Here is a 13,872-nt window from a genome sequence, read left to right as displayed (position 1 = left end):
TCGACACGCATCGCCATGATGGGCATACTCCTTTCTCGAAGTCATGGCGTCAGACCGAGCGCCGCGCACTTCCTGCCAGAGGCGCTAAACGGAATTTACAGAAAGGATGGTACACAACCTTACCACGCTGTGCCGATCCGGATCAAGCGCCGCGGCAGCCGCAAGGCCGTGGCCCTTCCGGACGGCAGCGCTGTCCAGCCCCGTCCCTGGGATGACACGCCGACGCCGATCCAGCTCGCACTCGCCCGCGGCCACCGTTGGCTGGCGATGGTGGAGTCCGGCGAGGCGCGCACGCTATCCGAGGTGGCCGAACGCGAGGGGATGGATCGCGCCTATGTGAGCCGGATGGTGAACCTCACCACCCTGGCGCCCGATATTGTCGCCGCCATCCTCGACGAGACCCTGCCGCCAGAGGTGACGCTGTTCGATCTGGCGTCGGGGACGCCGTTGTTGTGGGAGGAGCAGCGGCGAAGAATCCAAGCCTGATCTCGCGGATCCCCGATTCCCCGCCCCGGGTTGGGAGGGTGGCCGATTTCCCGTCCGAGTGTTGCGTCGTCGCATAGATGTGTTATCATGCAACTATGCATACGATCAACGTACAACCACACGAAATCTTTCAGGCCCTCGCCGACCCGACGAGGATCCGTATCGTCCGCCTGCTGGCCGAGACCGGCGAGGAGGCCTGCCTCTGCGAACTGGTGGACAGCCTGCTTGAGCCCCAGTACAAGCTGTCGCGCCATGTAAAGATTCTGCGTCAGGCTGGGCTGCTGTCCGCAGAGAAAGATGGGCGCTGGGTCTATCACCGCCTCGTGCGCGGCGTGCCTTACCTGGAATTGGCCTACGACATGCTGCGGGCGCTGCCCGACGTCGGCGGGCTCTTTGCCCAGGACTTGCACCGTTTTCGCGAGCGGATGTGTTTACGGGAAGGCGGGCGCTGTCGTATCGGCATCCAGACCGCATCGCTTGCGGCGGTGGAGGGCGAGTGATGGGCTGCGCCTGCGCCGCCGAGGCCCCGGTGGTCATGCCGCGACCCTGGCGCAACGCCAAGGTCGTCACCTCCGTATGCTCCGGGCTGTTGCTGCTCACCGGCTTCGTCGGCGGCTATCTCGGCCTGCCCGCCGGGTTTCAGGCAATTCTCTATATCGCCGCCGTACTCGTCGGCGGCTACTATTTCGGCCGCGAGGCGCTGGAGGAACTGGTCAAGGAGCGCGAGATCGGCATTGAGCTCCTCATGTCCACCGCCGCCATCGTCGCCGGGGTCATGGGGCAGTGGGCGGAGGCCGCGACGCTTGTGTTTCTCTACTCGATCTCCGAGGCGGCGGAAGGCTACACGGCGGAGCGCGCCCGGCACGCGATCCGCGCCCTCATGGACTTGGCCCCGAAGACCGCGCTCGTGCGGCGCGGAGACGAGGAGATACGGATCCCGGTCGAGCAGATCCGGGTGGGCGATGTCTTCATCGTGCTGCCGGGCGAGTCGGTCGCCACTGACGGCGAGGTGGTCGACGGTCATTCCAGCGTGAACCAGGCGCCGGTGACCGGCGAATCCGTGCCGGTCGAGAAACTGCCGGGCAGCCAGGTGTTCGCCGCCACCCTCAACGGCGAGGGCGCGCTCACGGTGCGCGCCACCAAGACCTTCGCCGACAACACCCTCTCGCGCATCATCCATCTGGTGGAAGCCGCGCAGGCGAGCAAGGGCCGCAGTCAACGCTTCATCGAGCGCTTCGGCAAGCGCTACAGCCCCTCCGTCCTGGGCGTGGGCATCCTCATCGGCCTTTTGCCGCCGCTGTTCGGCCTGCCTTGGGAGGACTGGCTCACCCGCGCCACCGTGTTCATCGTCGCCGCCGCCCCTTGCGCCCTGGTGATCTCCGTCCCCATCACGCTGGTCGCCGCCATCGGCACCGCCGGCCGCAACGGCCTGTTGATCAAGGGCGGCGTGCATCTGGAGAACCTGGCCAAGGTGCGGGTGGTGGCCCTGGACAAGACCGGCACGCTCACCCTGGGCCGGCCGCAGGTCACGGATGTGATCCCGCTGGACGGGCAAAGCGAACGCGAGGTACTGGCCGCGGCCGCCGCCCTCGAACTGCGCTCGCAGCACCCCCTGGCGCAGGCCGTGCTGGAGCGGGCCAAGAGCGAGGGCATCGCGGTCAACCCGGCCCAAGATTTCCTGTCCCTCACCGGCGCGGGCGCCCGCGGCCGGATCGAAGGCGTCGACCACTATGTAGGAAACCCACGGCTCTTCGAGGGGCTGGGCGTTCCGGTGGCCGCCGCGATGCCCCGCATCGAAGCCTTGCAGCGGGAAGGCAAGACCGTGGTGCTGGTCGGCACCGATCGAGCCCTCGACGGCCTGATCGCCATCGCCGATCCGCTGCGGCCGGAGGCGGTCCGGGCCGTCGCCGAGCTCAAGCGCGCCGGCATCGAGCGGGTGGTCATGCTGACCGGCGACAATCCCTTGGCGGCGGAAGCGATCGCCAGGCAGGTGGGTGTGGACGAGGTGTTCGCCGAGCTTTCCCCGGAGGGCAAGGCGCGCAAGGTCGCCGAGCTGGAGGCGCGCTACGGCAAGGTGATGATGGTCGGCGATGGCGTGAACGACGCGCCCGCACTGGCGGCGGCCCACGTCGGCGTCGCCATGGGCGCGGCGGGCACCGACGTCGCGCTGGAGACGGCGGACGTGGTGCTGATGAGCGACAACCTCGCGCGGCTGCCCTATCTGATTTCCTTCAGCCGCCGAACCTGGCAGGTGATCCGGCAGAACCTCGCCCTGTCCGCGGTGGTGATCGGCGTCCTGATCGCGGGCGCGGTGGGCGGCTATCTCACCCTGCCGATCGCGGTGCTGGCGCACGAGATCAGCGAGTTCGTGGTGATCGGAAACGGCCTGCGCATGCTGCGCCGCTGAACAGCAATTCCAACCCAAGGAGCGTTGTCATGGATATCAAGTACGGTTTCGGCAAGACGGTGGAGCTGACCTTCGATCAAGCGATCGAGCGCGTCACCCAGGCCCTGCAGGCCGAAGGCTTCGGCGTGCTGGCCGACATCGACGTCGCCGGCGCGATGAAGAAAAAGCTCAACCAGGACATGCCGCCCTACCGAATTCTCGGCGCATGCAATCCGCCGCTCGCGCATCGGGCCCTGACGGTGGAGCCGTCCATCGGGCTGCTCCTGCCCTGCAACGTGGTGGTGCGCCAGGATGATGCAGGCAAGGTGCATGTCGAGTTCATGGACCCCAACGCCGTGCTGGACCTGGTCGGCAAACCGGATATCACTCAGCTGGCCGGTGAGGTGAGGCAGCGGCTGCAGCGGGTGATGCAGGCGCTGTAGCCCCGGGCGAAAAGCGTCTTTCAGCCCGGGGCGAACGAGGAGCGTGGAGATGAGAACAACTCGACGAGGCATTTCAAGGCTAACGGCCGGTGCAGCCGTCGCGTTCTCGTTGCTCGTCTCATCCCTCGCTGTTGGCCTTGCCCGTGCGGAGGGGGCAACAAAATTGGCGCAAGACATGATGGGGCCGGGAATGATGGGCCCCATGCACAGGAACATGATGCAGCGGATGATGGGGGGCGCGCTGCCGCCCGGCATCGATCCCGCGCTGCTGCCCGAGCCGGATTCGGCAGGCGCGAGGATACTGCAGTATTACTGCGTGCAATGCCACAACCTGCCCGGCCCGGGCATGCACACCGCCGCCGGATGGCCGCGGGTGCTGGGCCGCATGAACATGCGCATGCGGATGATGGGCGGCATGATGGGTGGAATGATGGGGGTGGTGGCCCCGAGCAGGGTAGAACTGGACATCCTGCTCGACTATCTGCAGAAGCACGCCCAGGAACCGATCGACGCGGCCAAATACCCGGACCTGAACACGCAGGCGGGCCAGGCGTTCAGCACCTCCTGCGTGCAGTGCCACGCGCTGCCGGACCCGCGTCAGCACACCGCGCAGGAGTGGCCGGCGGTGGTCGGCCGGATGCGCGGGCACGAGGCGGCAATGGGAAAGTTCGTCCCGGACAAGACGACGACGGCCGAGATTATCGACTTCTTGCGGCGGCATGGCCGCACCCGGGAATGAAAGGCTAAGAAGATGATGATGGATTACGGCATGGGCTGGGGATGGGGATTCGGCTGGATCTGGATGATCCTGCTCTGGCTGGTGCCGGTACTGCTCGTGCTGGCCGCCATCAAGTATCTGTTGGGCGGCAGAAGCCGAACGGGCACGGGCGCTCGCCAGGGCGATGACCGGGCCTTGGCTATCCTTGAAGAAAAATACGCGCGGGGGGAAATCGATCGCGACGAGTTCTTGCAGAAGCGCGACGACTTGAAGGGGGGATAGGCCCCGGTCCAAGGACCGGGTTGTGCAATTTCCACCAGTAAAGGAGATGCAAATGAACACCAAGCAAAAACTCGTTGGCGCGCTTGCCGCGATGGCGCTTTTGGGAACCGTGGCCAGCGCTTCGGCTCAGCAAGGGCAACCGTACTACGGCTACGGCATGGGACCCGGCATGATGGGCGGATGGTGCCCGATGTGCGGCATGGGGCCGGGGATGATGGGCATGGGACCGGGCATGATGGGTCCCGGCATGATGGGCATGGGTCCCCGCGGGATGTGGGGGGATTGGGATGACTGGGACGACCGCTACATGGGCCCTGGCATGATGGGCCCCGGAATGATGGGCCCCGGAATGATGGGCGGATACGGCTATGGCCCGGCGCTCGACCTCACGGAGCAGCAGCAGGCCAAGATCGCACAGATCCAGGAGGACTTCCGCAAGAAGCAGGGGGACCTGGCGGCGAAGATGTATGCCGAGCAAGCCAAGCTCAACGAAATCTACTACTCCGGGAAGCGTGACCCCGCCGCGATCGACAACCAATACAAGAAGATTTGCGACCTGCGACGGCAGATGATCCAGATCCAGGTCGATGCGCAGAATCGCATGGACGCGGTGCTCACCCCCGAGCAGAAGGAGCGGCTGCGCGGTTACTACGGCGGGCGGGGCGGGATGATGCGGTAGCCGGCCACAGCCGGCCACGTTAACGGTGACTGGGCCGTGCTCGAGCCGGTCGACGCCGACTACCGGCCGACTCTACCGGGCACGCCGTCGCACACGGTCCTGCTGAGTAATCTCGCCAGCCGGGTACAGCCGATCCTGCGCTACGACCTCGGGGACAGCATCCTGCAGCGGCCCGATCCCTGTCCCTGCGGCAATCCACTGCCCGCGATCCGCGTGCAGGGCCGCTCCGCCGATGTGCTCTCATTTACGACAGAACGCGGCGAGCGTGTCTTTATCCCTCCGCTGGCGTTGGAGCTTGACCATATCTCTGGCGTCGAGCTGTCGCAGATCGTGCAGACTGCACCGATGCGTCTGCGCGTGCGCCTGCGTCCCGCGCCCGGCGCCGACCCGGAGCGCATGTGGGGGAGGCTGTGCGTAGTGGGATCGCGTGCCTGCTCATCGAGCACCGGCTCGATCAGGTCGCGGTCGAGCGCGCCGAGGAGCCGCCTGCGCAATCCAGCGGCGGAAAGTACCGCACCGTCATTCCGCTACCTCCCGAGGGCGCCCCGACCACGCAGGGTTGAGGCTATGTCTGGTTTGGGTGAGCGATGCACTCATCCAACCGGTTGAACGGTCAGCACGTAACTTGTTGATATTGAATGGTGCCGTCGGCGCTCCCTGTTGACTTCGACCTTTCGCCGGGGAGCAGGGCCGGAGAGAAAAACGGCGCGGAGAGAGCGAAATGGGGCCCGAGGCAGGCGAGACGGCCGGGGAAGGAAGTCCGCAGGAATCCGCAGGAGTCCCCGCGAACGCGCGGGAGCGCGCAAGAAAAAAGGCCAACCGAGAACGGTTGACCTTTATATATTGGTGGCCAGGGGCGGAATCGAACCACCGACACGCGGATTTTCAGTCCGCTGCTCTACCGACTGAGCTACCTGGCCGCCGAAGACCGCCATTATAGCGGCGGATGAAAGAAAGTCAATCTTTCAGAGGCGCATCCTCATGGGGGCGTTTGCGGTCCCCGGATGCCCGCTCACTCATTCCGGAGCGCTTGCATGCTGCGATCCGCGGGCCTTGTCCTGCAAGCGCTCGCGGCGCTTTTTCGCTGCATCCTCTCGTGCATCGGGTGTATCGGCCGGCAGGGGGAAACGCACGCGGGCGAGGGTGCCCCGGCCGTGGGGGTTGGGTTCGAGGCTGACGTCGGCACGATGCATCTCGGCGATCTCGCGCACGATCGCCAACCCTAGGCCGGAGCCGTCGACGCCGGTGTCGAGGACGCGGTAGAAGCGCTCGAAGACGCGGGGTCGGTCGGCGGGGGGGATGCCGATGCCGGTGTCTTCGATCTCGACGTCGATCGAATCCCCGCGAGCAAGCGCGCGCAGCGTGACGCTGCCGCCGGGCGGGGTGTACTGGATCGCGTTGTCGACCAGGTTCTTGAAGAGCTCTTTCAGCATCAGGTGGTTTCCTTCGACTTCCAGCACCGTTTCGTCTTCGTCGAGTCCGAGGTCGAGCATCTTGTGCTGGGCCTTGGGGTAGAGTTCGAGCGCCACTTCACGCAGCAGTTCGTGCACGTCGACTCGTTCGATGCGGTGCACCGCCTCGGAGCTTGATTCGGCTCGCGCCAGCGTGAGCAGCTGCTGGATGAGGTGGGCGGCGCGTTCGGCGGCACCGTGCAGACGCAGGAGATCCTGGCGCAGTGCTTGCGGGTCGCGTTCGCGCAGGGCGAGTTCGGCTTGCATCTTCAGTGCGGTGATGGGGGTGCGCATCTGGTGGGCGGCGTCGGCGATGAAGCGGCGCTGGGCTTGGAGGTTCTCTTCGAGGCGGGCCATCATGTCGTTGAAGGCGACGATGAGGGGGCGCACTTCTTCCGGGACGCTCTCGGGTGGAATGGGCGAGAGGTCGGTGGGGCGGCGCTGGCGGATGCGCGCCTGTAGGCGAGCAAGGGGTGCGATGCCGCGGGTGAGGCCAAACCAGACGAGCACGACCGAGAGGGGGATCAGGGTGAATTGGGGTAGCAGCACGCCGGTGACGACGTCGGAGGCGAGCTCGCGGCGCTTGTTGAGGGTCTCGGCCACTTGGGCGATGACGAAGCGCGGCTGCTCGGGGCCGGGGCGGCGGTCGATGCGGGCGGCGACGCGTACCGGTTCTCCGGCCACGACGTCGTCTCGCCAGCGCACTTCGCCGTCGGGCAGCCAGGGGCGGGGCGGGGCGGGGATCTCGGCGTCGCCGCCGACGAATCCTTCGTCGGTGCGGACCTGGAAGAAGACGACGTCGCTTGCCGAGGAGCGAAAGAGGATGCGGCCCGGCGCGGGCAGGTTGAGCTGGACGCGGTCGCCGTCGATCGTCACGAAACGCGCGAGCATCTGAACCTGTTCGCCCAGGGCGTGGTCGAACGAGCGATTGGCGATACGATCGGCCACTTGGTGCGTGACGATGATGGAGAAAGGCCAGAGAAAGAGCAGCGGGGCGAGGAGCCAGTCGAGGATCTCGCCGAAGACGGAGTTGGGCGAGCCGTCGGGCGTGCGCTTACGCCAGGGAAGCATCGCTGGGCTCCAGGCTGTAGCCGAGGCCGCGCACCGTCTGGATGCGTACGCCGCTTCCTTCGATCTTCTTGCGCAGCCGGTGCATGTAGACTTCGATGGCGTTGGTGGAGACTTCCTCGCCCCAGCCGCAGAGGTGTTCGACGAGCTGTTCCTTGCTCACGAGCCGCCCGGGGCGGGTGATGAGGTATTCGAGGAGCGCGAGTTCCCGACCGGAGAGCTCGAGCGGGGTGTCGTCGAGCCAGACTCGCCGAGCGGTCTGGTCGTAGCGCAGCTTGCCGGCTTCCACCACCGGCGGCGCGGCGAGCGAGCGCCGGGTGAGCGCCCGCACACGGGCCTCCAGTTCGGGCAGGGCGAAGGGTTTGGTGAGGTAGTCGTCGGCGCCGGCATCGAGCCCGCGCACGCGGTCTTCGATTCCGTCCTGGGCGGTGAGGATGAGCACGGGGGTGGTGTTCTTGCGCGCGCGCAGGCGGCGCAGCACCTCGATACCTGGCAGACCCGGCAGGCCGAGATCGAGGATGACCAGGTCGTAAGGGGTGGTTTGCAGGGCCACGTCGGCCTCGCGGCCGTTCATCAGCGTGTCGATGGCGCAGCCGGATTGTTTGAGCGCCCGGGCAAGGCCGTCGGCAATGACGGCGTCGTCTTCGACGATGAGGATGCGCATGCCTGCGTTCTCCCTTGGGCGATGGCTTCGCCCGCATTGTGGGTGCCCTGCTGTCCGCCGTCAAGGGTCGGGTCGGGGCGGATGATATAATCGCTGCCTTTACTCCGATCTCCAGCTCGCGCGCTCATGCCGTTCTATGCCTTGGGTCTGAACCACCATTCGGCGCCGATCGCGATTCGGGAGCGGTTCGCGTTCGATGCGCAGCGCGTGGCGCCGGCCCTGCAGGAATTGTGCGGTGGCGTGGCCGGCGTGTCGGAAGCCGCCATCCTCTCCACCTGCAACCGCACCGAGCTCTACGTGGCGGCGCGCGAGGCGGAGCCGGTGGTGGCTTGGCTCACCGCCCGCCAAGGAACGCCGCTGCCGGAAGTGGCGCCGCACCTCTTCACCTATATCGACCAGGCGGCGGTGCGCCATGTTTTTCGCGTGGCGAGCGGCCTCGATTCCATGGTGCTGGGCGAAGCGCAGATCCTGGGGCAGTTCAAGGACGCAGTGCGGGCGGCGCAAGCGGCTGGAACGCTCGGCAAGCATTTGCACAAACTCTTCCAGCACACCTTGGCGGTGGCCAAGGAAGTGCGTTCGGGCACGGCGATCGGGGCGAACGTGGTCTCCATGGCCGCGGCGGCGGTCAAGCTCTCCGAACGCGTCTTCGGGCCGGTATCGGAGCAGCGGGTGCTCTTCGTCGGCGCCGGCGAGATGATCGAATTGTGCGCCACCCACTTCGCCGCCGGCCGCCCCAGGCGGATGATGGTGGTCAACCGCACGCTCGCCCGGGCCGAGGCGATCGCCCAGCCGCTGGGTGCGGGCGTGGGGCGGCTCGAGGACCTGCCGGACATTCTGCCCGAATTCGACACCATCGTCTCGAGCACGGCCAGCCCGCTGCCGCTCATCGGCCTGGGGATGGTCGAGCGCGCCCTGAAAAAGCGTCGGCGCCGGCCCTTCGTGATGGTGGATCTGGCCGTGCCGCGCGACGTCGAGCCGGAGGTGGGTGAGCTCGACGACGTCTTCCTCTATGCCGTGGATGATCTGGCGCAGATCGTGCAGGCGGGGCTCGCCTCGCGGCAGCAGGCGCTGGTGGCGGCGGAGCGCATCGTCGAGGAGCGGGTGGCCGAGTTCATGGCCTGGGTGCGCTCGCGCGAGATCGTGCCCTGGATCCGCCGCCTGCGCGAGCGGGCCGATGCGCTGCGGGAGGCGGAGCTACAGCGGGCCTTGCGCCGCCTGCATGGGGGCGAATCGCCCGAGGCGGTGCTCATGGCCCTGAGCCATGGGCTGATGAACAAGTGGCTGCACGCGCCCACGCGCTTTTTGCAGGAGGCGGGCGACGCGGAACGCGAGGCGCTGCTCGCGGCCCTGCCGCGGCTCTTCGCGCTGGAAGAAAGCACGCCCCCGGCAAAAGACAAGGGGGAAGACGCGACGCAGGAAGAATCCCTGCCTCTGGCGGTGCCGCGGGGGGAGCGGGGATGAAAGCGCGTATCCGCGAACGGCTGCAGCGCATGGAGGAAAGGCTGCAGGAGCTCGACCGGGCGCTGCTCGACCCGGCGGCGGCCTCCGACCCGCAGCAGCTGCGCCGTCTGGGGCAGGAGCGCGCGGAACTCGAACCGGTGGTGGCGCAGTGGTGCGCTCATCGCGCCCTCGAAGAAGAGCTTGCGGCGGCCGAGGCGCTGACTGCCGATCCGGAACTGCGCGCGCTCGCGGAAGAGGAAAAGACGCGGCTCAGCGAGCGGCTCGCCGAGAGCGAGCGCGCGCTCATGGAAGCGCTCACGCCGCGCGACCCCGAGGACGACCGGCCGGCTTTCCTCGAGATCCGCGCCGGGACCGGCGGCGAGGAGGCAGCGCTCTTCGCGGCGGATCTGCTGCGCATGTATCTGCGCTATGCCGAGCGCCGCGGCTGGCGCAGCGAGATCCTCTCGGCGAGCGAGTCCGACCTGGGGGGGTACCGCGAGGTGATCGTGCGGCTGGAGGGGCGCGGCGTCTACGGCCGGCTCAAATTCGAGTCGGGCGTGCATCGGGTGCAGCGGGTGCCGGCCACCGAAAGCCAGGGGCGCATCCATACTTCGGCTTGCACGGTGGCGGTACTGCCGGAGCCGGACGAGGAGGCCGTGGTGCAGATCGACCCTTCCGAGCTGCGCATCGATACCTTCCGCGCGAGCGGCGCGGGCGGACAGCACGTCAACCGGACCGATTCGGCGGTGCGCATCACGCACCTGCCCACAGGGCTCGTCGTCGAATGCCAGGACGACCGCTCGCAGCATCGCAACAAGGCGAAGGCCATGGCGGTGCTGGCCGCACGGCTGGAGGCGCGGCGGCGGGACGAACAGGCCGCGGTGGTGGCGGCCGCGAGAAAGAGCCTGGTGGGCAGCGGCGATCGCTCCGAGCGCATCCGCACCTACAATTTCCCGCAAGGCAGGGTGACGGATCATCGCATCAATCTTTCGCTCTATCAGCTCGACGCGCTCCTCGAGGGGGATCTTGATCCGCTCATCGAGCCGCTGCGCCTCGAGCATGAACAAGAGCGGCTGCATGAGCTGGAGAACGCGCCCGAGGATTCGAAATGAATACGACGTCCGGGGCGCTGCCGCACGATGCGACGGTGGGCGAGGCGCTCGCCTGGGCCCGCGCCCGTATCGGCGCGCTGGAAGCGCGCGTGCTGCTGTGCCACGCCAGCGGCTGGAGTTCGACCAAGCTCACCGCCTGGCCGGAACGCTCCTTGCCGGCGGAAGTGCTGCAGCGCTTCGCCGCCTGGGTGGAGCGGCGCGCGGCGGGGGTGCCGGTGGCCTACCTCGTGCGCGAGCGGGAGTTCTACGGACGGCGCATTCGCGTCACGCCTTCGGTACTGATCCCACGACCGGAGACCGAGACCCTGGTGGAGGTGGCGATCGCCCTCGCCCTCGCCCTCACCCTGCCGCCGGAACACGCGCCGCGGATCCTCGATCTGGGCACCGGCAGCGGCTGCGTCGCCATCACCCTGGCACTGGAACTGCCGCAGGCGGAAGTTTTCGCGGTGGACGCCTCGCCCGAGGCGCTCGGCCTGGCGATGGGAAACTCCGCCCGCCTGAAAGCGAGCGTGTCGTTTCTGGAAAGCGACTGGTTCTCCCGGCTAGGCCCGGGCGAGGCGTTCGATCTCATCGTCTCCAACCCGCCTTATCTCGCCCAGGACGATCCGCATCTCGAAGAGGGGGATCTACGATTCGAACCACGCTCGGCGCTGGTCGCCGGAGAAACGGGCTTGGAAGCGATCGCAGCGATCGTCTCCGAGGCGCCACGCCACCTCGCCGAGGGCGGCTGGCTGCTGCTGGAACATGGTTGGGATCAGGCGCAGCGGGTGCGGGGGTTACTGCTCGATGCCGGTTTTCTCGAGGTGCAGAGCTGGAAGGATTTGGCTGGGCACGAGCGGGTGAGCGGTGGACGGCGGCGCCTCGTCGACGCCTGAGGCTCGAGCGCGGAACAAGAGGTGGTTTTTTTGCATCTTCAATCGTTGCATTGGCGCGTAAGGTGTTAAAGTCGCAGCCGTTCCGTCCTGTAACATAACAATGCCCATGCGTCTTCCGGATCGTCTCCGTGTTCTTCCTCGAGGCCAGCCTCGGCGCCGGAGGCTGGCGTGGGTGTTATTCGCGCTGTGGTTGTCTTATTCGGGCGCACTCCTGGGGTGGCATGCCTATACCGTACCCGCGTCCGACGTGTGCTTCACGCGCCCTTGAACCGTGATCGTTGGAGAATGTCATCATGACCGAGCCTGAGCCGACCGGTCGGGTCGAGGATGCCCTCATTCCTTTCCAGGCACATGCCGACCGGCTCATGCTGGGCGCGCTCGCGCTGCACTTGGTCGTGACCTTGGCGTCGGCCGCCATCACCGATACCTGGGGCATCGCGTTCCTTGTTGGCGTGCCCACGTTCTTGGTCCCACTCATCGTGGCGAGACTCCAGCCTGGGGCTTTGGTCACGCGCATGACCATCGCAGCGGCATTCATGGTGTTTTCGGCCCTGCTCATTCAACAATATTCCGGAGCCATCGAAGCCCATTTCGGCATTTTCGCCTTGCTCGCTTTCCTGCTCTACTACCGAGATTGGCGTCCCATTCTGGTGGCGGTGTTGGTCATCGCCGTTCATCATGCCCTGTTCAACTACCTGCAGATGCAAAACTGGGGAGTCTATGTCTTCATCCAAGGACCTTCCTGGACCCTCGTGGGCGTTCATGCGGCCTATGTCGTGGTCGAATCCCTGCTGTTGATGTACATGGCCCAGCGGCTCAAGCTGGAAGCAATCGAGAGCGTCATGGTCTCGAGGGTGGCCGAACGAGTGGGCGAGGGCGACTTGCGTCCCGTCGCTGCCGCGAAAGACCATCGGCTATTGCAGTCCATGGCCGAAATGCAATCCCATTTGACTGCTGCGTTGCGTCAGGTCTCGAGTGAAGCCAGGGCGGTATCGGAAATGGCCCAAAAGCTCGAAGGCGAAGTCGAGAGTGGGTTGGCTCGAACGCATGCCCAACGCCAGGCCGCCCAGGAAGTTTCTGCAGCCGTTGCCGATTTGTCGGTGGCACTCGAACGGCTCAGCGAACAGGCCCAATCGGCCAGGCAACTCGCCCTCGATGCCCGGCACTCAGCCCAGCAGGGCGGTGAAATCGTGCAGCAAACGATGCAGGAGATCGCCGCGGTGGCCAAAGCCATCCATGAGACTTCGAGTAGCGTGGAATTTCTCGGCACCCAGTCCGAACGCATCGGTGTGGTGGTCGAGCTCATCAAAGGCATCGCAGGGCAGACCAACCTGCTCGCCTTGAACGCAGCCATCGAAGCGGCGCGTGCCGGTGAGGCTGGACGCGGGTTTGCCGTGGTGGCCGACGAAGTGCGCAAGCTCGCCGAGCAGACTGCGAAGGCCACGGACGAAATCAACGACGTGATCGCCGGCATCGGTCAGAGCAAAGACGAGGTGCTTAGCCGTATGAGAGAGGCAGTCGAGCGTGTGTCGAAGGGTTCCGAGATGGAGCAAGATGCGGAAGGGGCGATGTCGAAGATCATCGAGGAGACCTCGCGCGTGGAGGAGGTCTTCGTGGAAATTGCTCAAGAGGTGGCCGCCCACAATCGAGCAATGCAGGAAAGCGCCAAGCAGCTGGGTCGGGTGGCAGAGTGGACGGTCGAGACCGAGGAGTCCATGAAGACTGTCGGTGAGAACGTTCGTCGCCTGCATGTCTCCGGCGAGCGCTTGGCGCGGACGGTGAGTGCATTTCGCCTGGAGTGAAAATTCGGATCTCTACCCCAACCCGTTCGCGGTGATTGTTCACTTGACGCTTCTTGGCGGGCCTGGCTAACATCCGTGTTGCCGCGAAAATTCAACAAGTACTCGTGGCTTACCCCAACCGATGACATAAGGACCGAAATGGACATCCAAGAAAAAATTCGCCAGCAGATTGCCGCCGATCCGGTGGTGCTCTACATGAAAGGCACCCCCGATTTCCCCTTGTGCGGTTTTTCCGCGGCGGTGGTGCAGGTGCTGCGCCGCTGCGGTCTGAAAGACTTCGCCGCCTACAACGTGCTCGAAGACGAGTCCTTGCGCCAGGGGATCAAGGAATACGCCAACTGGCCGACCATCCCCCAGCTCTACATCAAGGGCGAATTCATCGGCGGGGCGGACATCGTGCGCGAGATGTACGAGTCGGGCGAACTGCAGGAATTGCTCAAGGAAGCCGGTGTGCTCGCTTGACATC

At 66.1% G+C, this 13,872-nt stretch carries 13 protein-coding genes, 1 tRNA gene and 2 pseudogenes; 13 read left to right on the top strand and 3 right to left on the bottom strand.

Going from position 1 to position 13,872, the window contains the following annotated elements; genetic code table 11:
- Window positions 1-9: 9 nt before the first annotated feature.
- From EPD80_RS10745 to EPD80_RS11600, 8 genes and pseudogenes are all read left to right on the top strand, one after another.
- On the top strand, window positions 10-486 hold the full coding sequence (locus EPD80_RS10745) for a hypothetical protein (RefSeq protein WP_390613117.1): 477 nt from the start codon (window positions 10-12) through the stop codon (window positions 484-486).
- Between the two features lie 95 nt (window positions 487-581).
- Window positions 582-986 carry an ArsR/SmtB family transcription factor gene (locus EPD80_RS10740; RefSeq protein ID WP_055423764.1) on the top strand — a complete coding sequence of 135 codons (405 nt, stop codon included), beginning with the start codon at window positions 582-584 and terminating at the stop codon, window positions 984-986.
- Window positions 986-2,893, top strand: a complete 1,908-nt coding sequence (locus EPD80_RS10735) for a heavy metal translocating P-type ATPase (RefSeq protein WP_142811699.1) — start codon at window positions 986-988, stop codon at window positions 2,891-2,893. Before EPD80_RS10740 ends, EPD80_RS10735 begins: the two co-directional genes overlap by 1 nt.
- Window positions 2,894-2,922: 29 nt before the next feature.
- Complete coding sequence (locus EPD80_RS10730; protein WP_127478535.1) at window positions 2,923-3,315, top strand: DUF302 domain-containing protein; 393 nt, start codon at window positions 2,923-2,925, stop codon at window positions 3,313-3,315.
- Window positions 3,316-3,517: 202 nt separating this feature from the next.
- Window positions 3,518-4,054, top strand: coding sequence for a hypothetical protein (locus tag EPD80_RS10725; protein ID WP_142811697.1), 537 nt, complete (start codon window positions 3,518-3,520; stop codon window positions 4,052-4,054).
- 12 nt (window positions 4,055-4,066) lie between these two features.
- Window positions 4,067-4,315, top strand: a complete 249-nt coding sequence (locus tag EPD80_RS10720) for an SHOCT domain-containing protein (RefSeq protein WP_055423768.1) — start codon at window positions 4,067-4,069, stop codon at window positions 4,313-4,315.
- A gap of 52 nt (window positions 4,316-4,367) precedes the next feature.
- A complete protein-coding gene (locus EPD80_RS10715; RefSeq protein WP_221928968.1) occupies window positions 4,368-4,994 on the top strand; it encodes a Spy/CpxP family protein refolding chaperone in 627 nt (208 codons plus the stop codon).
- Between the two features lie 15 nt (window positions 4,995-5,009).
- Window positions 5,010-5,557, top strand: a pseudogene (locus EPD80_RS11600) (phenylacetate--CoA ligase family protein); the annotation flags it as partial.
- 281 nt (window positions 5,558-5,838) lie between these two features.
- Here EPD80_RS11600 and EPD80_RS10710 read toward each other — a convergent pair.
- The 3 genes from EPD80_RS10710 to EPD80_RS10700 all read right to left on the bottom strand — a co-directional run bounded on the left by EPD80_RS10710 (window position 5,839) and on the right by EPD80_RS10700 (window position 8,177).
- Window positions 5,839-5,914: transfer RNA gene (locus EPD80_RS10710), tRNA-Phe, on the bottom strand.
- A 96-nt stretch (window positions 5,915-6,010) separates the two neighbouring features.
- On the bottom strand, window positions 6,011-7,516 hold the full coding sequence (locus EPD80_RS10705; protein ID WP_142811696.1) for a sensor histidine kinase: 1,506 nt from the start codon (window positions 7,514-7,516) through the stop codon (window positions 6,011-6,013).
- Window positions 7,500-8,177: a response regulator gene (locus EPD80_RS10700; RefSeq protein ID WP_142811694.1), complete on the bottom strand. Its 678-nt coding sequence runs from the start codon at window positions 8,175-8,177 to the stop codon at window positions 7,500-7,502. The genes EPD80_RS10705 and EPD80_RS10700 overlap by 17 nt, the downstream gene beginning before the upstream one ends.
- A gap of 126 nt (window positions 8,178-8,303) precedes the next feature.
- Between EPD80_RS10700 and hemA the strand changes: the two are divergent.
- The 5 genes and pseudogenes from hemA to grxD form a co-directional block, all read left to right on the top strand.
- Window positions 8,304-9,554, top strand: a pseudogene (gene hemA / locus EPD80_RS10695) (glutamyl-tRNA reductase); the annotation flags it as partial.
- A gap of 80 nt (window positions 9,555-9,634) precedes the next feature.
- A complete protein-coding gene (gene prfA, locus EPD80_RS10690) occupies window positions 9,635-10,729 on the top strand; it encodes a peptide chain release factor 1 (protein ID WP_142811690.1) in 1,095 nt (364 codons plus the stop codon).
- Window positions 10,726-11,604 (top strand): peptide chain release factor N(5)-glutamine methyltransferase, encoded by an 879-nt coding sequence (gene prmC / locus EPD80_RS10685; RefSeq protein ID WP_142811688.1) that lies wholly within the window; start codon window positions 10,726-10,728, stop codon window positions 11,602-11,604. The genes prfA and prmC overlap by 4 nt, the downstream gene beginning before the upstream one ends.
- 293 nt (window positions 11,605-11,897) lie before the next feature.
- Window positions 11,898-13,406, top strand: coding sequence for a methyl-accepting chemotaxis protein (locus tag EPD80_RS10680; protein ID WP_142811687.1), 1,509 nt, complete (start codon window positions 11,898-11,900; stop codon window positions 13,404-13,406).
- A gap of 138 nt (window positions 13,407-13,544) precedes the next feature.
- Window positions 13,545-13,868, top strand: coding sequence for a Grx4 family monothiol glutaredoxin (gene grxD / locus EPD80_RS10675; protein WP_028874655.1), 324 nt, complete (start codon window positions 13,545-13,547; stop codon window positions 13,866-13,868).
- The last annotated feature ends 4 nt before the right edge of the window (window positions 13,869-13,872 follow it).

This window comes from Tepidiphilus olei, from assembly GCF_006980705.1.
In the GTDB taxonomy this organism is placed as follows: Bacteria; Pseudomonadota; Gammaproteobacteria; order Burkholderiales; family Rhodocyclaceae; genus Tepidiphilus; species Tepidiphilus olei.
This window is presented reverse-complemented; position numbering and strand designations above follow the sequence as displayed.

Excerpts from the sequence above, each read along its gene's own strand:
- EPD80_RS10740 (WP_055423764.1), top strand. The coding sequence starts at position 582 with ATGCATACGATCAACGTACAACCACACGAAATCTTTCAGGCCCTCGCC.
- EPD80_RS10735 (WP_142811699.1), top strand. The coding sequence starts at position 986 with ATGGGCTGCGCCTGCGCCGCCGAGGCCCCGGTGGTCATGCCGCGACCC.
- EPD80_RS10730 (WP_127478535.1), top strand. The coding sequence starts at position 2,923 with ATGGATATCAAGTACGGTTTCGGCAAGACGGTGGAGCTGACCTTCGAT.
- EPD80_RS10725 (WP_142811697.1), top strand. The coding sequence starts at position 3,518 with ATGCACAGGAACATGATGCAGCGGATGATGGGGGGCGCGCTGCCGCCC.
- EPD80_RS10720 (WP_055423768.1), top strand. The coding sequence starts at position 4,067 with ATGATGATGGATTACGGCATGGGCTGGGGATGGGGATTCGGCTGGATC.
- EPD80_RS10715 (WP_221928968.1), top strand. The coding sequence starts at position 4,368 with ATGAACACCAAGCAAAAACTCGTTGGCGCGCTTGCCGCGATGGCGCTT.
- EPD80_RS10705 (WP_142811696.1), bottom strand. The coding sequence starts at position 7,516 with ATGCTTCCCTGGCGTAAGCGCACGCCCGACGGCTCGCCCAACTCCGTC.
- EPD80_RS10700 (WP_142811694.1), bottom strand. The coding sequence starts at position 8,177 with ATGCGCATCCTCATCGTCGAAGACGACGCCGTCATTGCCGACGGCCTT.
- prfA (WP_142811690.1), top strand. The coding sequence starts at position 9,635 with ATGAAAGCGCGTATCCGCGAACGGCTGCAGCGCATGGAGGAAAGGCTG.
- prmC (WP_142811688.1), top strand. The coding sequence starts at position 10,726 with ATGAATACGACGTCCGGGGCGCTGCCGCACGATGCGACGGTGGGCGAG.
- EPD80_RS10680 (WP_142811687.1), top strand. The coding sequence starts at position 11,898 with ATGACCGAGCCTGAGCCGACCGGTCGGGTCGAGGATGCCCTCATTCCT.
- grxD (WP_028874655.1), top strand. The coding sequence starts at position 13,545 with ATGGACATCCAAGAAAAAATTCGCCAGCAGATTGCCGCCGATCCGGTG.